This window comes from Luteimonas colneyensis, from assembly GCF_014836665.1.
GTDB lineage: Bacteria > Pseudomonadota > Gammaproteobacteria > Xanthomonadales > Xanthomonadaceae > Luteimonas > Luteimonas colneyensis.
In genome coordinates this window covers 340,433-360,714 of record NZ_JACSQJ010000001.1, presented here as the reverse complement: position 1 = coordinate 360,714, position 20,282 = coordinate 340,433, and the positions used below count along the sequence as shown (strand labels likewise).

Below are 20,282 nucleotides of genomic sequence, written 5' to 3'. Positions count from 1 at the left end.
TGGAAGGCGACGCGCCCGGTGGTAGGTTCCGCGACGTGCGCGGCCCTCCCGGCGGCGCCTGACCGGAGCGCCCGTGTCCGTCAATCCGAACAGCCCCTACGGCCCCTTGCCCCATCAGCGGCCGGCGCCGCCGCCGCCGCCGGTCGAGACGCTGGCGGAGGCGACCGCGGACGAGGCCAACCGCACGGTCGAGGCCATGGACGCGCGGGCCAGCGAGCAGTTCCGCACGGACGTCGAGGCCCTCCCGGCAGGCCATCGGCAGGAGCTCCTGAACGGACTCGCGAGCAAGCTCGACGCGCAGAACCTGACGAAGATGCATGACGCCTTCGGCGCGCAGGCGGTCGGCGACGCGGTGGAACTGCGCGGCTCCGCCGCGGTCCGCAGCGAGTACCGCGACCTGACCGGAGGCGAGGCCGGTCCCGGGCTTCCCGGGGATCCCGACCTTCCGGGCCGCAACCAGGTCGAGGCCTCGCAGATCCAGCGCGCGCAGCAGGACTTTGAATCCAAGGGCATCGGCAACGGCGGCCTGCCGGCGCCCTACCTGCTGGGCACGCTCGCGGCCGATCACCGCACCGAGCCCGCCTATCTGGGCGAACTCGTCCGCCTGGCCGACGAGGCCGGCGCGCTCGACGGCGCGATGGGCGTGAACGCGTCGCTGTACTCGCGCGGCCCCGACGGCCAGTACACCCTGGCCGGCGCCGATGCCGACCGGGCGCGCGACGGCCTGGCGCTCGCCGTTGGCGTCGCCGTCGAGCGCGGCGTGCTCAGCGAGGGCCAGCTCCGGCATCGCGCCGCCGACGAGGGGCTGGCCGGCTGGGCCGACGTCGCCGGGCGGCTGGGGATCGCGAACGTCGGGCGCACCGACGCGACGCGCACCGTCGCGGAGGAGCTGCAGTCGCTGCAGGACGCGCATGACGAGGCGAAGTCGGAGGCCGACAAGCTCGACGAGGAGCTCAACACCTTCCTGCTGCGCGCCGGCCCGCTCACCGACGGGCAGCAGGCGAAGTTCATCGAGGCGTTCCGCACCGCAGACGACCACGCGGCGGTCTACGCCGCCGAAGCCGAGGCCGGCCAGGCGCTGGCGGACCACGTCACGGAGAACCGCGACGCGCTGCTGGAAGCCGCGGTGCGCGACCCCGCGATCGCGAGCCAGGTGGTCGACACCCTGGGCCGGCTGGCCGACTCCGGACATGGCGAGCTCGCGCTCGACCTGCTGGGCGAGATCCAAGGCGTGCCCGACTCGGCCCTGGGCGAGGCCTTCGCCGCCCACGCCGACACCCTGCAGGGCGAGCTGTTCGAGCGCATCTCCAGCGCCGCCGCGGTCGAGATCGTGGCCCGCCACGACGGCGACCTGCAGGCCGCCATCGCCGACCTGAAGGAGGCCTACCAGCCGTTCAAGGACGTCAAGGGCCTGTTCGACGGCGTCAAGGGCGGCATCGGCAGCTTCAGGGAAGGCATTGAGATGATGGACGCGGTCGCCGCGGGCGACTTCGACGTCCTGAAGAAGCTGGGCGACGGCTTCGCCGACTCCTCGCCGTTCTCGCGCGCGATGTCCGGCGTGGGCGTGGTGCTGGGCGCCGTCAAGGCCGGCCAGAGCGGCCAGTCCGGCGATTACCTCGAGGCCGTGCAGGGCTTCGCGTCCGCCGGCGAAAGCGGCCTGAACCTGCTCGCCGGCGCCACCAAGCACCTCGCCGACGCCGGCCGGCTGGCGCAGCATGGCGACGATGCGATCCGCTTCGCCACCTTCGCCTCGCGCCTGGCGCCGGGCCTGGGCGTGCTCGCCAGCGCGACCTCGGCGGCGATCAACGTGCAGAAGGCGGCCGAGGACGGCAACGTGGGCTATGCGCTCGCGGCGGTGGGCGACGTCTTCGGCGTGCTCGGCAGCGCCGTGGCCCTGGTGCCGGGCGCCGGCACTGCGGCGGGTGCGATCGTCAGCGGCATCGGCGCGGTGATCTCGGCCATCGGCGGCTTCATCGGCGACTCCATCGACAAGCACCAGACCCGCGAAGAACTCCGCTCCTATCTCAAGTCCACCGGCATGGACGCCGACACCGTCGAGCTGATGCTCGGCAGCGGCGAAGCCCAGAACAACGTCGCCGCGGAGCTCGGCGTGAGCGGCACGCAGTGGCAGCAGATGCTGGCCGACGACCCGGGGCTCGCGTATGCGCCGTACATCTTCAAGGAGGTCGCCGATGCCTACGGCCTCCGCGGCGAGCAGGCGGTGGAACTGTTCGCGAAGCTGCGCGACGACCATCCCGACGCCATGCTGGAACTGATGAAGGAGTTCGGCGAGAAGCCCATGGCCGGCGTGGACTACGGCCCGCTGGTGCGCGATTTCCTGGAGTCGGAGTTCCCGGCGGCGCACGGCTATGGCCGCGATCTCGAGGTGTCCGACACCCGGCCCGACGGCACTCCCAAGAGCGACGCCGAGCAGGCGGAGGACGACTACGCCGGCATCCGCGAGGGCACGCTGTCGGAGATCCACGGCAAGGCGGAGGCGCTGCTGGAGGCCAACGACAGCCACGAGTACCGGCTGCGCGTGCTCGAGCTGCTGTATGCCGACAACCGCTCCGACGCGGTGCTCGAGCTGGGCATCATGTACGGCGTGCATCCCGACGAGCTGCGTTGAGCGGTTCCCGCTGCGGCCGGGGGTCCGGCGTATGCTGGATCGCTCCGCCCGTGCCCGTGATGCAGCGGCTATCGGATCGGCTTCGGGCTCACGGGCACCAGAGGATCCTGAGCGGTGCGCCCGGCGTGGTGAAGGCGATGCGCACCGGGAACTCCATCGGGTCGTCGCCGGCCATGACCCGGTCGAGCAGCTCGCGCTTGCGGGCGCCGCGGATGAGCAGCAGCCGGGTCTCTGCGGGCGCGAGTCCCGCGGGCGTCAGGCTGATCCGGCGCGTCCAGGCACCGGCGCCCGGGCAGCCGGAGGCATCCACCGCGACGTAGGGGCGCGGCGAGGCGAGGGCATCCGCCAGCCCGATCATGCCCGGGAACAGCGATGCCACGTGCCCGTCCTCGCCCATGCCCAGCACCACCACGTCCGCCGGCCGGGCCGCGTGCATGTTGGCGGTGGTCACCGCCTCCTCGAAGCTGCGGCCGGCGCGGGTGATGGACTCGAAGCGCGTCGCCGCGGCGCGGTCGGTGAGCAGGCTCCCGCGCACCATGCGCGCATTGCTGTCGGGGTCGTCGGGCAGCAGCCAGCGCTCGTCGACCAGGGCCACGTCCACCCGATCCCAGGCCAGCGGCGCGCGGGCGAGCGCGGAATAGGCCGGTCCCGGCGTGCGCCCACCCGACAGCAGCAGGCGCGCCCGCGCATGTCCGTCCAGCGCGCGGCGCAGCGCCGCCGACAGCACGACGGCCGCCGCCCAGGCCCACTGCGTGCTGTCCTGGAACGACTGGAACTCGACGCCTTCGCGGAGCCGGGTGCCGCCGTGCGTTCCGGTGTGCGGGTGACTGTCGTGCATGCCGGCGCGGTCGTCCTCGGTCAGTAGGGCAGAGGGTCGGAGAGCGTGCGTCCGTTGCTGGCGATGACCTTCGAATACCAGCGCGCGCTGTCCTTCGGCGTGCGCTCCTGCGTGCCGTAGTTCACGTGCACGATACCAAACCGCTTGGAGTACCCGAGCGACCATTCCAGGTTGTCCAGCAGCGACCAGGCCATGTAGCCCCGGACGTCGACACCGGCGGCGATCGCGTCGTGGATCGCCGACAGGTGCTTGCGCAGGTAGTCGGTGCGCAGCGGGTCGCGCACGCGGCCGCCTTCGGCGACCGGTGGATCGAAGAAGGCGGCGCCGTTTTCGGTGATGTAGACCGGCAGGTCGCCGTAGGTGTCCTTGAACCAGAGCAGCAGGTCGGTCAGGCCCTGCGGGAACACTTCCCAGCCGGTCTCGGTATAGGTGCCCAGCGGCTGCCGCACGACGGCGGTCCTCTGCGGATAGCTGTCGCCGGCGGCGGTGACGCTGCGGGTGTAGTAGTTGATGCCGACGAAGTCGAGCGGCTGGCGGATCAGCGCGAAGTCCTCCGCCGGCCACTCCGGCCAGGCATCGCCGAAGATGTCCTTCAGTTCCGGCGGGTAACGGCCGAGCAGGGCGGGGTGCAGGAACTGCTCGTTCATGTACGCATGCGCGCGGCGCACGGCGGCGGCATCCGCGTCGGAGTCGCTGGCGGGGTATTTCGGCTCGATGTTCACCACCAGGCCGATCTCGTGCGCGCCCTCGGCCCGGTAGGCCTGCACCGCGGCGCCGTGCGCGCGCATCAGGTTGTGCGCGGCGATCGGTGCCTCGTAGCGGCTGCGGTGGCCGGGCGCCAGCGCGCCGTGCAGGTAGCCGCCGTCGGTGACCACCCAGGGTTCGTTGATCGTGGCCCACTTCTTCACCCGGCCGTCGAGCGCGCGGTAAAGGGTGGTGCCGTACTCGGCGAACCAGTCGGCGCAGTCGCGGTTGAGCCAGCCGCCGCGGTCGTCGAGCGCGGCCGGCAGGTCCCAGTGGAACAGCGTCAGCAGCGGCTCGATGTCGTTCTCGAGCAGTTCGTCGACCAGGCGCGAATAGAAGTCCAGGCCCTTCGGGTTGACGCGCCCCGTGCCCTCGGGGTGGATGCGCGACCAGGACACGCTGAAGCGGTAGGCCTTGAGGCCAAGCTCGCGCATCAGGCGCACGTCGTCCTTCCAGCGCTTGTAGTGGTCGCAGGCGACGTCGCCGGTGTCGCCGTTGAGGGTCATGCCCGGCGTGTGCGCGAAGCGCGTCCAGATGCTGGGGCCGGCGCCATCGGCCAGCGGCGATCCCTCGATCTGGTGGGCGGCGGTGGCCGCGCCCCAGAGGAAACCTTCTGGAAAGCGGAAGTCCCGCGCGGGGGCAGGGGAGTCGGACATGGGGGCTCCAGGGGGCGCGGCGTGCGCGGACAGGCGTTGGAAACGGTTACATTGCGAGGATAACGCAGCATCCCCGGCGCCGCATGACGGGGGAAACCAGCCGGGAGTGGCGATGGCCGAGGTCAGGCTCGAACACGTACGCAAGGTCTATCCGGACGGCCATGTCGCCGTGCACGACGCGAGCTTCGAAGCCGGCGACGGCGAGCTGCTGGTGCTGGTGGGCCCCTCGGGCTGCGGCAAGTCGACCCTGCTGCGGATGATCGCCGGCCTGGAGACGGTCGACGGCGGCACGCTGTCGATCGGCGGTCGCGTGGTCAATGACGTCGCTCCGCGCGACCGCGACATCGCGATGGTGTTCCAGAACTACGCGCTGTACCCGCACATGACGGTGGCCGGCAACCTGGCCTTCGGCCTGAAGCTGCGTGGCATGGACAAGGCCGCGATCGCCGCGCGCGTGGCGGACGCGGCGAAGACGCTGGGGCTGGAAGACATGCTGGAGCGCAGGCCCGCGGCACTGTCCGGCGGACAGCGCCAGCGCGTGGCGCTGGGGCGCGCGCTGGTGCGCCAGCCGCAGGTCTTCCTGCTCGACGAACCGCTGTCCAACCTCGATGCGCGGCTGCGCGCGGCGATGCGGGTGGAGATCGCGCGCCTGCACCGCAGCCTCGGCACCACCATGGTCTACGTCACCCACGACCAGGTCGAGGCGATGACGCTGGGCCAGCGCATCGTGGTGCTCGACGGCGGGCGCATCCAGCAGATCGATACGCCGATGGCGCTGTACGAGCGCCCGGCGAACCTGTTCGTGGCGACCTTCCTGGGCAGCCCGGCGATGAACATCCTCTGTGGCCGATTCGTTGGTGGCGCCGCGCCCGCGCTGCTGATGGACGACGGCCTGCGGCTGCCGCTGCCGGGGCTGCAGGCGCGGGAGGGTTGGGACGGCCGCAGCCTCGCGGTCGGCGTGCGGCCGGAGCACCTGGTGCCCGCGGAAGCGGATGACGACCCGTTCGACGCCACGGTCGAACTGGTCGAGCCGGTGGGGAGCGAGGTCCTCGTCAACCTGCGGGCCGCCGGGCACGACCTCGTCGCGCGCATGCCGCCTGCGCGGATGCCGCGCCGCGGCGACCGGCTGTCGCTTGCGGTCGCGCGCGGGCGGATGCACGTGTTCGAACCGGACACCGGCGCCAGGCTGGGGCCCGACGCGACAGGGTAGGCCGCCGCACGACCCTCAGTGGCCCGCGCCCGGGCCCGCGCCGGGCGGCGCCCGCACGCGCAGGTAGCGCGGAAAGCGCGGCAATCCGTTGCCGGTGAGGCCGTTGTGGCGGTACGTGACCAGGCTGCCCGGCGGCGGCGGTGCCGCACGCTCGGCATCTCCCAAGCCGCTCCCGATCCGGAAGCGGACGCCGTCGGCGCGCTCCACCAGCAGCGCGCCGGTCATCCCGGCGTACTTGCCGCGCCCGGGCAGGTGGGCGATCACGCGCGCCTCGGCGTCGTCATGAGGCTTGAGCTTGAGCAGGCCCGTGCTGCGGCCCGGCAGGTAGCGCGCGTCGCGGTGGTGGAGCATCAGGCCTTCGCCGCCCGCGGCGAGCACGGCGCGCAGGCGCGCCTGGAGTCCGGCGTCGTCGGCCACGCGCGACTGCGCCACGGGACGCAGCCAGGGTGGATGGCCGGCGCCTGCAAGCGCACGCATCGCCAGCACCCGGTCCTCGAACGTGCCCCCGTGGTCGGGAAGATCGAAGACCAGGAAGCGGACGTCGCGCCAGGGCGCAGCGTCCGCCGGGGGATTGCGCACCAGCGCGCCGGTGTCATCGAAGCGGCCGCGTCCCATCCAGAGTTCGCCGTCCATCGCCACGTCGGGCCAGCCCGCCGTGAACCAGGGCGGCGCGTCGATCGGGTACCCGCCGCGCGTCCACAGGCGTCGCCCGTCCCAGCGGGCGCGCACGCCGTCGAGCTTCTCGCTGATCCAGTACGCACCGATCCCGCCCGCCGCCGCCACGGCGCGCAGAGCGTCCACCTGGGCCGCCTGCATCGGCTCGGCCCGGCCGGCGGTGGCCAGTGCGCTGGCGGGAAGGCCTGCACAGGCCAGGGTGCAGGCCAGGGCGCCAAGGCGCAGCGCGGTTGTTCGGATGGCGGGGCGCGTGTCCATGGGGGTTTCCGGCCGGCGGGGGATCCAGCCTGTACGGCCGTCGTTGCACCGCGCATCGGCCGCCGCCGCGGGCCCGCGTCGGGCCACGGCCTGCCGGCACGTCGGTCGCAAGGCTCGGCGCGCGCCGCCGGATCGGCGATCATCACGGGGTCCCCGTTGCCTCTTCCCGATGAGCCCGCGATTCCACTTCGGCCCCTGCGTCCTGGACACCGCGACGCGCGAGCTTCGCCGGCATGGCGAACCCGTCACCCTGCAGGCCCGGGTGTTCGAATGCCTGTCGTACCTGATCGAGCACCGCGACCGCGCGGTGACGCGCGACGAGCTGGTACAGGCGGTGTTCCGGCGGAACGATGTCTCGGACGCACAGCTCGGGCAGGTGATCGTGCGCACCCGTCGCGCCGTTGGCGATGACGGACAGTCGCAGCACACCGTGCTCACCGTTCCCCGCTACGGCTTCCGCTGGGTGGCCGACGTGCGGGTCGAAGCCGAGAGCCCCGCGCAACCACCGGCACCGCAAGCCTCGCCCCCGCTGCAGCAGCCATCGCCCCGGCCGCAACCCCCGACGCAGCCCATGCTGCACGCGAGCGCGGGCCGCGTCGCCATTGCGGGCCGGCCGCGGCTCCGGCCGCTGGCGGTGGCAGGCGTGCTGTCGGCACTGGTTCTGCTGCTGGCCGCGGCCTGGTGGTGGCGCGGCGCAACGCCGGATGAAAGCGCCCGGCCGCCGGTCGCAGCGCCGGATGCGCACGCGGTGCCCGCGGCCACCGGTGCCCTGCTGGTGCTGCCGACGCAGGTGCCGGAAGGCGAAGAGCTGGCCTGGGTGCGACTCGGGCTCATGGACTACATCGGCGACCGCCTGCGCCGCGGCGGACTCGCCGTGCTTTCAAGCGAATCCGCACTGGCCGCGCACGCACGCGGCGCCACCGGCGATCCGGAGCAGCTGCGGGCCCTGCTCGGCACCGGCTGGCGCGTCGAAAGCGAGGTGGTCAGCACCGGCGCGGGCTGGTCCGTGCGCCTGGCCGCCCACGCCGCCGACGGCGTGACCCAGACGGCGTCCGCGCAGGCCGCGGACCTGGTGGAGGCCGCGCGTGCCGCGGCCGACCGCCTCGCGCCGCGGCTGGGAGGCGCCGCGCCGGAAGGCACCGAGGCCCCCGGCCTCGGCGAGCGCCTGCAGCGCGCCCGTGCCGCCATGCTGGCCGGCGAGCTCGGCGTCGCGCGCGCCATCCTGACCGCCGCGCCGGAGCTGCAGCGCGCCCAGCCCCGGCTGCAGTACCAGCTCGCACGCGTGGACTTCCGCGCTGGCGAACACATTCAGGGCCTGGAGCGACTGGACCGCCTGCTGGCGGAGGGCGGCGCGACCGAGCCGCTGTTCCGGGCCCAGGTGCTCAACGCGCGCGGGGCGATGCTGGTGCGCCTGGAGCGGCTCGAGGAAGCAGAGGCCGCCTACGATGCCTCGGTGCTGGAGTCGGAGGGGCATCCGGCCGAGCTCGGCCAGGCGCTGAGCGGGCGCGCCGTGGTCCATGCGATGGACGGGCGGTTCGACCAGGCGCTTTCGGACTTCTCCCGCGCGCGGGTGGCGCTGCAGAGCGCGGGCGACGCCCTCGCGGTCGCGCGCATCGACGCGAACCTCGGGATCCTCGAGAACGATCGCGGACGGCCGGCGCAGGCCCTGCCGCTGCTGGCCGAAGCCGAAGCGGCCTTCGCCGGCATGGGCGCCGTGAACGAACTCGCGACCGCGCTCGCCGCCCGGGCGAACGCCGAACTACGGCTGCTGCGCATCGACGAGGCCCTGGCGACCAGCGCGCGCGGGATGGAGGCGCTCGAGCGCGTGGCCGATCCGGGGCAGCGCGCCGAACTGGTGCGCGCGCGCGCGTCCTCCCTGCGCACGGCGGGGGAGCCCGACGCCGCCGCCGCGGTGCTCGCTACCAGTCCGCCGCCGGGGGCGGGGCTGTCGGCGCAGCTCGAGGCGGGCCTGCTCGAGGCCGACATCGCCCTGGACCAGGCGGAGCCCGCACGCGCACTGGCGCTCGCCGACGCCACCCTGGATGCCGTGCCGGCCGGCGTGCAGCCGGAAGCGCGCGCCTGGCTCCAGCTGCGGCGCGAGCAGGCGGCCCTGCAGGCCGACCGCCCGCCCCGGCGCGGCGACGAACCGGGATTCGGCGCCTTCGTTCCCGACCGGCTGCGCCATGCGCTTGGCCTGCTGCGCGCCAACCGGCCCGCTGCCGAGGTGGACGCGGCGTTCGCCGACGCGCTGTCGCTGGCCGAGCGACAGGGCGCCCCGGCCGGAATCGCCGAGGTCGTCCTGGCCCAGGCCGACTGGCTGCTGGAACACGGACGCATCGCCGAGGCGGCCGCCCTGGCGAACCGGATCGCGCCCTGGGCGGCGGGCGCCGGACCGGTGGCCCGGCTGCAGGCGCGGCTCGAACGGTTACCTCTCGAAAAACTTGAAGATCAGGACGTAAATAACTGAAGGAACGTGTTTCAGTCATGCATCCGTCATGCGATCGGAGTGTCGCGGCGGCGCGCCGGGGGCAGGCTCGATGCACCTTTCCACCCCGACGAGGTTCCTCCGTGAAGCCGATTCCCCTGGCGCGTCGCGCCCTGACAACCGCCCTGGTCCTGGCCCTGCCGTTTGCCGCGGCCGCGGCCGAACCGCTGGAACTGACGCTGCTGCGCGGCGGCGAGATCTCCGCGCCGCCCGTGGTCTCGGGGTCGCTGGTCTTCATGGCGACCGGCCGCGTGGTCGCGGCCTGGGACTACGCCGACCCGGCCCGTCCGCTGCGTCTTCCGGCAGCCGCCCCGGCCGGCGGCGCCATCAACGCCCTGGTGCGCGTGGGCGACCATCTTTATGGCAGTTGGTACGGCTATGACGGCAGCAGCGGCGTCACCACCTGGTCGCTGGCCGATCCGCGTGCGCCCCGGCGGCTGCGCGACGACACCGGCTACGGGCCGGGCGAGTACCGGCGCGCCGTGGGCATGACGGTGGCCAACGGCCACCTGTACCTCTTCGACAACGAGCAGGGCCTGCTGGTCTCCGACCTGGCCAACCCGGCCGCGCCCGTGTTCGAGGCCACCGGCCAGGACGGCCTGCCGGCGCAGTTCACCGACATCAGGGCCTACGGCAACACCCTCCATGCCAGCGGCCGCAACTGGTCGGGCAGGACGGTCTACGCCATCTACGACGTCTCGAATCCGCGGGCGCCGGTCCGCGTCGCCAACGAAGCCCTCGACGGGATCGACACCTTCCGCGTCCTCAGCGGGCCGCAGCAGGCGATCGGCATCGGCAACAACCTGACGGTCTACAACGTCGCCGCGGCCGTGACCACGCGGGGATCGATCGCGATCCCGCCGGCCACCGCCGGGGCGCGCGTCGGCGACCATGTCTACAGCTTCGGCTACGGTCCCGGCATGGGCGTCTGGAACGTGGCCGATCCGGACGCGCCCGCGCCCGTGCTGCAGTCGAAGATCGACGGCTTCGCCGGCCGGCACGGCACCGCGCTGGGGTCCAGCCACATGCTGCTGCAGACCACCACCGACCTCGTGCACACGCTGGACGTCAGCCGGCCCGGGGCACCGCAGCAGCTGGCCACCTCCTGGGTGCCGGGCGGCGTGCTGGCGGTGGACGCGGCGATCCACGAGGGCCGCACCGTGCTGCTGCAGGCCAACTACGGCCTGACCGTCAACGACTCCGACACCCTCGCGCCGCTGGCGCGGGTCGAAGCCAGCCTGCCGAAGAGCCTGGAAGGCCGCAGCTTCGAGCAGGTGGCGCTGGCCGGCGACATCGCCTGGATGGCCGCCTGGGGCTACGGCCTGGTGGCCGTCGACCTCGACGCCCAGGGCGGCCCGAAGGAGGTGGGCAGGCTGGAGCATCCCTTCGCCGCCACGCTGGCCATCGACGGCACGCGTGCCTACGTGGGGCGCTGGACCAACGGCGGCGGGCTCGCGGTGGTCGACATCGCCAATCCGGCCGCACCGGCCGTGCGCGCGGAGATCCCGTTGGCCAACCAGCCGTTCCGCATGCATGCCTCGGGCGGCTACCTGTTCGTCGCGCAGACCGCCGAGTCCGGTGCCGAACGGGGCGGAGGGCTGCAGGTGTACGACGTGTCCGGCCGCGGCGCGCCGGTGCCGGTCGCGCATGTCGACGACGGCTGCGGCTCGTCCTTCGACCTGTCCGTGGACGAGGCCGCCAACCGCGCCTACCTGGCCTGCGCGGACGGCCTGCGCGTGATCGACATCGCCACGCCGACCGCGCCCAAGGTCATCGGCCAGTACCTCGGCGGCGACGGCTTCAGCTACACCCGCGTCGCCCAGGCCGGCGACCGCGCCTGGTTCGCCGACGCGGCGGGCGTGCACGAACTCGACGTGGCCGACCCGGCGCACCCGGAGCTGGTCGCGCTCACGCCGATGGGCGGCAATCCGCCGTCGCGCCTGCTGGCCACGGAGGACCAGCGCCTGCTGGCCCTGGGCGGCAACACCGGCGTCCACGTGCTGGGACCGGACGCGCGCCTGCTGCGCCCCCGCGAGCCGGCGACCGGCCTCTCGGGCGCCCAGGGCGACGACTACCTGTTCGCGGTGCGGGTGCCGGCCGGAGTGCGCAACTTCACTGTGCTCACGGCCGGCGGCAGCGGCCGGCTGCGGCTGGAGTCGCGCCATCAGGCGGTGCCGGAAGACGGCGTGGCCGACGCGACGGGCACCGGCAACCTGCGCGTCCAGAAGCCGGCGCCGGGGCTCCACTACATCCGTGCGACCGGCACAGCGGCCTTCGACGGGGTCAGCCTGCACGTGGTGTTCTGAGGGGTGGCGGGGGCGGCATCCGGCCAGCCGGGTGCCGCTATACTGCGGTGATTGCGGCCTCCGGGCCGCATTCACGCTGTAGTTCCCGTCACCGACCGCGCCACGGCCTGCCCGTGCGACGCCGAGGCCACCGACCGCCGCATGCGCCTGTCCACGATCAAGCTGTCCGGATTCAAGTCCTTCGTCGACCCGACCGTCCTGCACCTGCCGACCAACATGACCGGCGTGGTGGGGCCGAACGGCTGCGGAAAATCGAACATCATCGACGCGGTGCGCTGGGTGATGGGCGAGAGCTCGGCCAGCCGGCTGCGCGGCGACTCGCTGACCGACGTGATCTTCTCCGGCTCCACCGCGCGCAAGCCGGTGTCGCAGGCCACGGTCGAGCTGATCTTCGACAACTCCGACCACACCATCACCGGCGAATTCGCCGCCTTCAACGAGATCTCGGTCAAGCGCCTGGTCTCGCGTGACGGCCAGAGCAGCTACTACCTCAACGGCGCGAAGTGCCGGCGCCGCGACATCACCGACCTGTTCCTGGGCACCGGCCTGGGGCCGCGCAGCTACTCGATCATCGAACAGGGGATGATCAGCCAGATCATCGAGGCGCGGCCGGAGGAGCTGCGCGTGTACCTCGAGGAGGCCGCCGGCATCTCCAGGTACAAGGAGCGCCGCAAGGAAACCGAGACCCGCATCCGCCACACCCGCGAGAACCTCGACCGCCTCAACGACCTGCGCGAGGAAGTCGGCAAACAGCTGACCCATCTGGCGCGCCAGGCGCGGCAGGCCGAGCAGTACACCGCGATCCAGGCCGAGCGCCGGATCCGCGACGCCGAGTGGAAGGCGCTGGAGTTCCGCGCGCTGGACGCGAAGCTGTCGGGCATGCGCGAGAAGCTGGCGCAGGACGAGACCCGCCTGCAGCAGCTGATCGCCGAACAGCGCGAAGCCGAGCGCGAGCTCGAGGAAGGCCGGGTGAAGCGCGAGGAGGCCATGGACGCGCTCAGCCGTGCCCAGGCCGCCGGCTACGAGGTGGGCGGCACGCTCGCCCGCATCGAGCAGCAGATCGCCCACCAGCGCGAGCTGTCGCAGCGCCTGCTGCGCGCCCGCGAAGAGGCCGAGGACGCGATCGCCGAGCTGGCGCAGCACATCAGCGGCGACGAGGAGCGGCTGGCGATCCTGGAAGAGTCGATCGCCGAGGCCGAGCCCGCGCTCGAGGCCCTGCGCGAAAGCGACGAAACCCGCCAGGATGCGCTGCGCGACGCCGAGGCCGCGCTGGCCGACTGGCAGGAGCGCTGGGACGCGTACAGCCGCGAGGCCGGCGAGGCCGCGCGCGCCGCGGATGTCGAGCGCACCCGAGTCGACTACCTCGACCGCCAGTCGCTGGAGTCCGACCGCCGCCGCGAGGCGCTGTCGGCCGAGCGTTCCGGCCTGGACCTGGAGGCGCTGGCGGAGGCGTTCGAGAGCGTCGCCGAGGAACACGAGGCGCAGAAGATCGCGCTGGAAGGGCTGAACGAAGGCCTGGAAGCACGCAAGCAGGCCGCGCTCGACCTGCAGGACCAGCAGCGCGCCGCGCAGCAGGAGATCTCCGAAGTCCGCAAGCAGGCCCAGGAGGCCCGCGGCCGCCTGTCCTCGCTGGAGACGCTGCAGCACGCGGCGCTGGGCCAGGAGCAGGGCGCGGCGATGGCCTGGCTGCGCCAGCACGGGCTGGATTCGTCCACGCGCGTCGGCGAGGCGCTGGAGGTCGAGGCGGGCTGGGAAAACGCGGTCGAAGGCGCGCTCGGGCAGATGATCGAGGGCGTGCTGGTCGACAGCCCCGGGACGCTGGTCGAGGCGCTGGCCGACCTGGGCGAGGGCCGCATCGCGCTGGTGTCGTCGGAGCGCGGCGATGAGGAATTCGCGTCGACTTCGCTGGCGTCGCGCGTGCGCGGGCCGCTGGCGATCCGCCGGCTGCTGTCACGCCTGCACGTCGCCGATTCGCTGGCCGAGGCGCGTGCGCTGCAGGCGCGGCTGGAGCCTGGCGATTCGGTGATCACCCGCGACGGCGAGCGGCTCGGCGCCGGCTGGCTGCGGGTGCTGCGCTCCGGCGCGGCGCGCCAGGGCGCGCTGCTGCGCGAGCGCGAGATCCAGGGCCTGCGCGACGACATCGAGCAGCTGCAGGTCCGCGAAGGCGAGCTGGAAGAGGCGCTGGCCAGCGGCCGCGAGCGCCTGCTGGCCGCGGAGCAGGCGCGCGAGGACGCGCAGCGCCAGCTCTACCACGCACACCGCGGCATCTCCGAGCTCGCCGGCCGGCTGCAGGGCCAGCAGGGGCGCCTGGACGCGGCCCGCAACCGCATCGAACGCATCGACGCCGAGCTGGCGCAGCTGGGCGAATCCATCGCCGGCAGCGGCGAGCAGGCGCGCGAGTCACGCGGCCGCCTGGAAGACGCGGTCACGCGCATGGCCGAACTCGAGGAGATCCGCCGCGGGCTGGAGGCCGAGCGTGCGCGCTTCGCCGCCGCCCGTGACGAGGCCCGCACCGCGGCGCGCGAGTCGCGCGAGCAGGCACACGCGCTGGCGCTGCAGCTGGAAACCCAGCGCACCCAGGCCAACGGCCTGCGCCAGGCCCTGCAGCGCATGGGCGGCCAGCGCGGCCAGCTCGATACCCGCCTGGGCGAGATCACGACCCAGCTTGCCTCCGGCGACAGTCCGGTCGACGACCTGGAGCAGCAGCGCCAGGCCGCGCTCGCGCAGCGCGTGCGCGCCGAAGAGCTGCTGTCGCAGGCGCGCAGCGCGCTCGACGGCGTCGATGCCGGGCTGCGCCAGTACGAGCAGGTCCGCCACCAGCGCGACGAGCAGGCGCTCGCCCAGCGCGAGGCGATCGCCCAGCGCAGACTCGACCAGCAGGCGCTCGCGATCCACGCCGAGCAGCTCACCGCCGCGGTCACCGAGGCCGGCTTCGTGCTCGAGGAGGTCGTCGCCGGCCTGTCCGAAGAGGCCGAAGCCGGTGCCTGGGGCCGCATGGTCGCCGACTTCGACGCGAAGCTGCGGCGCCTGGAACCGGTCAACCTGGCTGCGATCCAGGAGCATGCCGAGGCCGCGCAGCGCAAGGAATACCTCGACAGCCAGGACGCCGACCTCAATTCGGCGCTGGAGACGCTCGAGGATGCGATCCGCAAGATCGACCGCGAGACCCGCGGCCGCTTCAAGGACACCTTCGACCGGGTCAACTCCGGCGTGCAGGAGATCTACCCGCGCCTGTTCGGCGGCGGCCATGCCTACCTGGAACTCACCGGCGAGGACCTGCTCGACACGGGCGTCGCGATCATGGCGCGCCCGCCGGGCAAGCGCGTGTCCAACATCTCGCTGCTGTCCGGCGGCGAGAAGGCGATGACCGCGGTCGCGCTGGTGTTCGCGATCTTCCAGCTCAACCCGGCGCCGTTCTGCCTGCTCGACGAGGTCGACGCGCCGCTGGACGAGGCCAACGTCGGCCGCTTCAGCGCGATGGTCACCGAGATGAGCGAGAAGGTGCAGTTCCTGTTCGTGACCCACAACAAGGCCACGATGGAGGCCGCGAAGCAGCTCTCGGGCGTTACCATGCGCGAGCCCGGCGTCAGCCGGCTGGTGTCGGTGGACCTCGCGGAAGCCGCGCGCCTGGCCGGCGCCGCCTGACGTCCGACGAATCTTTTCTACACGGAGACCACGATGACTGACACCTGGCTGCTGCGGATCGGGATCCTGGTCGTCGGCGTCCTGCTGTTCGCGGCCATCTGGTATTTCGGCACCCGCCCGCGCAGTCCGCAGGGTCGCCGCGTCCCGGCGAAGGACGCGCCCGCCTCGCGCGAGGAGCGCATGGAGCCCACGCTGGGCGCGCAGCTCGAGCGCGAACTGGGCGAGGGCGCGGATGCCGCCGGCGAGGACACGGTGCAGGCCGAGATGGAACTGCTCGACGGTGCCGTGGGCGGCACCGCCGGCGCCACCGTCAGCCAGTACGGCCGCCGCGTCAGCGACGAGTTCGACAGGATCGTGACCCTCTACATCGCCGCGCGTGCCGGCAACGTGCTGCGCGGACCGGACATCGTGGTCGCCGCCGAGAAGGCGGGGCTCACGTTTGGCCACCTCAGCGTCTTCCACCGCCTGGTCAGCGGCCATCCCGAGCGGGGCCCGGTGTTCAGCGTGGCCAACATCCGCAAGCCGGGCAGCTTCGAGATGGACGGCATCCAGTCGATGGAGACGCCGGCGATCGCGTTCTTCCTGACGCTCCCGGCGCCGGTGCCGGCGCTCGAGGCCTGGGATGCGATGCTGCCCACCGCCGAGCGCATGGCCGACCTGCTCGACGGCGTGCTGCTCGACGAGCAGCGCAACGCGCTCGGACGCCAGCGCATCGCGCACCTGCGCGAGGAGATGCGCACCTACGACCGCGAGCACGAGGTCCAGATCACCCGCAGCCCGAGCTGGTAACCGCAGCAGAAACGGCAGGAGCCGCTGTAGGAGCAGCTACAGCTGCGACCAGTCCCGCCACGAGCCCCCCCCTCCCTACAGCCGCTCCCACGAAGAACGCGCGCCCCCGCCGCTGTAGCGGCTCCCGTGAAAGCGGGGGACAATCCGGGGCATGTCCCAGTCTCCCCTCGAGCGCGCCGCCGAACTGCGCCACCTGATCGACGACGCCAACCACCGCTACCACGTGCTCGACGAGCCGGCGATCCCGGACGCCGAGTACGACCGCCTGCTGCGCGAGCTGGATGCGCTGGAGGCCGCGCATCCGGAGCTGGCGACCCCCGATTCGCCCACGCAGCGCGTCGGCAAGCTGCCGTCCCCGAAGTTCGCCGAGGTCAGCCACACGGTGCCGATGCTCTCGCTGGGCAACGCCTTCAGCGAGGACGAGGTGGCCGAGTTCGTCGAACGCATCGTCCGCGAGACCGGCGAGGACGCGCCGGTGTTCTCGGTGGAACCGAAGTTCGACGGCCTTGCGATCAGCCTGCGTTACGAGGACGGTCTGTTCGTGCGCGGCGCGACCCGCGGCGACGGCGCCACCGGCGAGGACGTTACCGCCAACCTGCGCACGGTGAGGGCGATCCCGCTGCGGCTGCGCGGCGGTGAGGCGGTGGGCGAGGGCGGCGACGCCATCGCTGCCGACGGTGCGGCCGGTCCGGGCATTCCGGCGGTGCTGGAGGTCCGCGGCGAGGTCTACATGCCGCGCGCGGGCTTCGCGGCCTACAACGACTGGGCGCTGGCGCACGGCGCGAAGCCGCTGGCCAATCCCCGCAACGGCGCAGCCGGCTCGCTGCGGCAGCTCGATCCCGCGGTCACCGCGAAGCGCCCGCTGGCCTTTTTCGCCTACTCGCTGGGCGAGGTGTCCGGCGCGCGCGTGCCGGACACCCATTCCGGCGTGCTGGCCTGGCTGCGTGGCCTCGGGCTGCCGGTGTCGCCGCTGGTCGAGTGCGCGACCGGCCTCGCCGGCGTCCTCGACTACTACCGCCGCATCGGCGAGGCCCGCGACGCGCTGCCGTACGACATCGACGGCGTCGTCTACAAGCTCGACAGCCACGAGCTGCAGGCCGACCTCGGCTTCGTCTCGCGCGCGCCGCGCTGGGCGATCGCGCACAAGTTCCCGGCGCAGGAGGAGGCCACGATCGTCGAGTCGATCGAGGTCAACGTCGGCCGTACCGGCGCGGTCACGCCCTGGGTGCTGATGCAGCCGGTGCACGTCGGCGGCGTGACCGTGACCCGCGCGACCCTGCACAACGCCGACCAGGTCGCACGGCTGGACGTGCGCGTGGGCGACAGCGTGATCGTGCGCCGCGCCGGCGACGTGATCCCGGAAGTCGTGCGCGTGATCCCCGAGCGCCGGCCGGAGGGCACGACGCCGTGGCGGATGCCGGACCGCTGCCCGGTCTGCGGCTCGGAGATCGTGCGCGAGGACGGCGAAGTGGTCGCGCGCTGCAGCGGCGAGCTGGTATGTGCGGCGCAGCGCGTGCAGGGCCTGTTCCACTTCGCCTCGCGGCGGGCGATGGACATCGAGGGCCTGGGCGAGCGCCTGATCCAGGCGCTGGTCGACTTCGGCCAGGTGGAGAGCGTCGCCGATCTCTACCGCCTCGGCGTCGACGACTTCGTCGAGATGAAGCGCCGCGCCGACGAGCGCGACGGCACCACGCCGGAGACGGTCAAGGCCGGCAAGGTCGCGACGAAGTGGGCGGAAAACCTGGTGGCCGCGATCGAACGCAGCCGCGAGACCACGCTGGAGCGCTTCCTGTTCGCGCTTGGGATCGAGCACGTCGGCGAGAGCACGGCCAAGGTGCTGGCCGCCTGGTTCGGTGATCTCGACCGCATCCGCCGCGCGCCGTGGCCGCTGTTCAAGCGCGTGCCCGACATCGGCGACGAGGTCGCACGCGCGCTCGGCCACTTCCTCGACCAGCCGGGCAACCAGGCGGTGATCGACGGCCTGCTGGCCGCGGGCGTGCGGATCACCGACGCGCATCCGCCGTCGCCGAAGCTGCGCGAAGGGCTCACGCTTTCGCAGCTGCTGGCCGACTCCGGCATCCCGAAGCTGACGCCGCTGCGCGCGAAGCAGCTGGCTGACGCCTTCCCCGACGCCGCGGCGCTGCTCGACCAGGAGCGCCACAACTTCGTGATCGCCGGGCTGCCCGACGAGACCGCGACCGCGATGGCGGAGTGGCTGTCCGACGACGCCAACGCACGCATGCTGCTGGCCGCGGCGGCCATGCAGTCCGAACTGCTGGCGGCATTGCCCGAAGGTGCGGAGGCGGCCACGGGGCCGCTGGACGGCGTCACCGTGGTGATCACCGGCACCCTTGATTCAATGGGTCGCGACGAGGCCAAGGCCAGGCTGGAGGCGCTGGGCGCCAAGGTCTCGGGCAGCGTCTCGAAGAAGACCGGTTTCCTCGTGGCGGGCGCCGAAGCCGGCTCCAAGCTGGCCAGGGCCACGGAGCTGGGCATCGAGGTCTGGGACGAGGCGCGGCTGCTGGCCTTCCTCGAGGTGCATCCGTGAGCGCGACGGCCGGTGCGACGCTGTCGCTGCGCGCGCTGGAGCCTGGCGACCTGCCGGTGCTGCTCGACATGCTGCGGCGCTTCTATGCCGAGGACCGGATCCCGCTCGACGAGTCGCGCGTGCGACGCGGACTGGAGCAGCTGCTGGCAGATGCGGCGCTTGGCGCCGCACTGTTCGCCGAGGTCGAGGGCGAGCGCGTCGGCTACCTGGTGCTGGGCTGGTGCTTCAGCATCGAACAGGGCGGCCGCCACGTGCTGGTCGACGAGCTGTACCTGGAGCCGGCGGCGCGCGGCCGCGGCCTGGGCGGCGCGCTGCTGGCGGCCGCCTGCGACTGGGCCCGCGGGCAGGGCGCGGAGGTCGCGCGCCTGGAGGTGAACCGCCACAACCCGCGCGCGAAGGCGCTCTACCTGCGCCACGGCTTCCGCGACGACGACCGCGACATCCTCAGCCTCGCGTTCGCGGGAGACGGCGCATGAGCCACGAGGCGCTGCGCCTGCGCGCGCGGCTCAACCGCCTGGTGCGCGATTTCTTCGACGCCCGCGGCGTGCTCGAGGTCGAGACCCCGGTGATGTCGCGCGCCGGCAACACCGATCCCAACATCGCCTCCTTCACGCTCGAGTTCAGCGGCCGCACCGACGGCGCGCCGCGCACGCGCTGGCTGCGCACCTCGGCCGAGTTCCCGATGAAGCGCCTGCTGGCCGAGGGCCTGGGCGACTGCTACGAACTCGGCCGCGTGTTCCGCGACGGCGAGGCCGGCGGCCGCCACAACCCCGAGTTCACCATGCTCGAGTGGTACCGCGTGGGCTGGACGCTGGATCCGCTGGTGGACGAGACCGCGGCGCTGGTGCAGGCGGCGCTGGCCCTGGTCGGACGCGAGGCGACGCTGCGCAAGGCCTCCTTCCGCGACGTCTACCGCGAGGCGCTCGGCCTCGATCCGATGACCGCCTCCGTCGGCGAGCTGCAGGCGGCCTTTGCCGGAGACGTCGATCCCGAAGGCCTGACCCGCGACGACTGGCTCGACCTGCTGATGACGCACCGCATCCAGCCGGCGTTTCCCGCCGATCAGCTGCTGGCGATGCACGACTACCCGGCCTCGCAGTGTGCGCTGGCGAAGGTGGCGCGGCGCGGCGACGTCGACGTGGCCGAGCGCTTCGAGCTCTACCTCGGCCCGCTGGAGCTGGCCAACGGCTACCACGAGCTCACCGACGCGGCCGAACAGCGCGCGCGCTTCGAGCGCGACCATGGCGTTCGTGCCGCCCGCGGCGTGGCGCAGCCCCCGATCGACGAGGCGTTGCTGGACGCGCTGGCCACTGGCATGCCGGAATGCTCCGGCGTGGCGCTGGGCATCGACCGGCTGCTGATGGCGATGCTCGGCACCGGCGCGATCGCCGACGTGCTGGCCTATGACTTCGGGCGCGCGTAAGCGTGGTCGCAGCTTTAGCTGCTCCTACAGATGACCGCGCCGGACCTTGTAGGAGCAGCTACAGCTGCGACCCCCG

12 protein-coding genes are annotated in these 20,282 nt (G+C 72.9%); 9 read left to right on the top strand and 3 right to left on the bottom strand.

What is annotated here, in order from left to right; translation table 11 throughout:
• Nucleotides 1–73 precede the first annotated feature (73 nt).
• The gene (locus tag H9645_RS01545) at nt 74–2,629 is read left to right on the top strand and encodes a phage tail family protein (RefSeq protein ID WP_191727973.1); all 2,556 of its coding nucleotides are present in this window, start codon (nt 74–76) and stop codon (nt 2,627–2,629) included.
• An 88-nt stretch (nt 2,630–2,717) separates the two neighbouring features.
• Here H9645_RS01545 and pgl read toward each other — a convergent pair whose 3' ends face one another.
• Both pgl and H9645_RS01535 read right to left on the bottom strand, forming a co-directional pair.
• Entirely contained in the window at nt 2,718–3,467 is a 750-nt protein-coding gene (gene pgl / locus H9645_RS01540) for a 6-phosphogluconolactonase (protein WP_191727972.1), read from the bottom strand.
• A gap of 20 nt (nt 3,468–3,487) precedes the next feature.
• The gene (locus H9645_RS01535; protein WP_191727971.1) at nt 3,488–4,867 is read right to left on the bottom strand and encodes a GH1 family beta-glucosidase; all 1,380 of its coding nucleotides are present in this window, start codon (nt 4,865–4,867) and stop codon (nt 3,488–3,490) included.
• 112 nt (nt 4,868–4,979) lie between these two features.
• Between H9645_RS01535 and H9645_RS01530 the strand changes: the two genes are divergently transcribed.
• Nucleotides 4,980–6,077, top strand: coding sequence for an ABC transporter ATP-binding protein (locus H9645_RS01530; protein ID WP_191727970.1), 1,098 nt, complete (start codon nt 4,980–4,982; stop codon nt 6,075–6,077).
• 15 nt (nt 6,078–6,092) lie between these two features.
• On the opposite strand, the gene H9645_RS01525 is transcribed toward H9645_RS01530, so the two are convergent.
• Nucleotides 6,093–7,010 (bottom strand): DNA ligase, encoded by a 918-nt coding sequence (locus H9645_RS01525; RefSeq protein ID WP_191727969.1) that lies wholly within the window; start codon nt 7,008–7,010, stop codon nt 6,093–6,095.
• A 169-nt stretch (nt 7,011–7,179) separates the two neighbouring features.
• Here H9645_RS01525 and H9645_RS01520 point away from each other — a divergent pair, with 169 nt between their 5' ends.
• The 7 genes from H9645_RS01520 to epmA all read left to right on the top strand — a co-directional run bounded on the left by H9645_RS01520 (nt 7,180) and on the right by epmA (nt 20,206).
• Nucleotides 7,180–9,477, top strand: a complete 2,298-nt coding sequence (locus H9645_RS01520) for a winged helix-turn-helix domain-containing protein (protein WP_191727968.1) — start codon at nt 7,180–7,182, stop codon at nt 9,475–9,477.
• A gap of 101 nt (nt 9,478–9,578) precedes the next feature.
• Nucleotides 9,579–11,801: an LVIVD repeat-containing protein gene (locus tag H9645_RS14315; RefSeq protein WP_191727967.1), complete on the top strand. Its 2,223-nt coding sequence runs from the start codon at nt 9,579–9,581 to the stop codon at nt 11,799–11,801.
• Nucleotides 11,802–11,942: 141 nt separating this feature from the next.
• Nucleotides 11,943–15,446 carry a chromosome segregation protein SMC gene (gene smc / locus H9645_RS01510; RefSeq protein WP_191727966.1) on the top strand — a complete coding sequence of 1,168 codons (3,504 nt, stop codon included), beginning with the start codon at nt 11,943–11,945 and terminating at the stop codon, nt 15,444–15,446.
• Between the two features lie 33 nt (nt 15,447–15,479).
• Nucleotides 15,480–16,235, top strand: coding sequence for a cell division protein ZipA (zipA, locus tag H9645_RS01505; RefSeq protein ID WP_191727965.1), 756 nt, complete (start codon nt 15,480–15,482; stop codon nt 16,233–16,235).
• A 151-nt stretch (nt 16,236–16,386) separates the two neighbouring features.
• Nucleotides 16,387–18,783, top strand: coding sequence for an NAD-dependent DNA ligase LigA (gene ligA / locus H9645_RS01500; protein ID WP_191727964.1), 2,397 nt, complete (start codon nt 16,387–16,389; stop codon nt 18,781–18,783).
• The gene (locus H9645_RS01495; protein ID WP_318240473.1) at nt 18,780–19,259 is read left to right on the top strand and encodes a GNAT family N-acetyltransferase; all 480 of its coding nucleotides are present in this window, start codon (nt 18,780–18,782) and stop codon (nt 19,257–19,259) included. Before ligA ends, H9645_RS01495 begins: the two co-directional genes overlap by 4 nt.
• The gene (gene epmA, locus H9645_RS01490) at nt 19,256–20,206 is read left to right on the top strand and encodes an EF-P lysine aminoacylase EpmA (RefSeq protein ID WP_191727963.1); all 951 of its coding nucleotides are present in this window, start codon (nt 19,256–19,258) and stop codon (nt 20,204–20,206) included. Before H9645_RS01495 ends, epmA begins: the two co-directional genes overlap by 4 nt.
• Nucleotides 20,207–20,282: the final 76 nt, after the last annotated feature.

What these genes read in the sequence shown, in the direction of transcription:
- pgl (WP_191727972.1), bottom strand. Translation starts at nt 3,467, where the DNA reads ATGCACGACAGTCACCCGCACACCGGAACGCACGGCGGCACCCGGCTC.
- H9645_RS01535 (WP_191727971.1), bottom strand. Translation starts at nt 4,867, where the DNA reads ATGTCCGACTCCCCTGCCCCCGCGCGGGACTTCCGCTTTCCAGAAGGT.
- H9645_RS01530 (WP_191727970.1), top strand. Translation starts at nt 4,980, where the DNA reads ATGGCCGAGGTCAGGCTCGAACACGTACGCAAGGTCTATCCGGACGGC.
- H9645_RS01525 (WP_191727969.1), bottom strand. Translation starts at nt 7,010, where the DNA reads ATGGACACGCGCCCCGCCATCCGAACAACCGCGCTGCGCCTTGGCGCC.
- H9645_RS01520 (WP_191727968.1), top strand. Translation starts at nt 7,180, where the DNA reads ATGAGCCCGCGATTCCACTTCGGCCCCTGCGTCCTGGACACCGCGACG.
- smc (WP_191727966.1), top strand. Translation starts at nt 11,943, where the DNA reads ATGCGCCTGTCCACGATCAAGCTGTCCGGATTCAAGTCCTTCGTCGAC.
- zipA (WP_191727965.1), top strand. Translation starts at nt 15,480, where the DNA reads ATGACTGACACCTGGCTGCTGCGGATCGGGATCCTGGTCGTCGGCGTC.
- ligA (WP_191727964.1), top strand. Translation starts at nt 16,387, where the DNA reads ATGTCCCAGTCTCCCCTCGAGCGCGCCGCCGAACTGCGCCACCTGATC.
- epmA (WP_191727963.1), top strand. Translation starts at nt 19,256, where the DNA reads ATGAGCCACGAGGCGCTGCGCCTGCGCGCGCGGCTCAACCGCCTGGTG.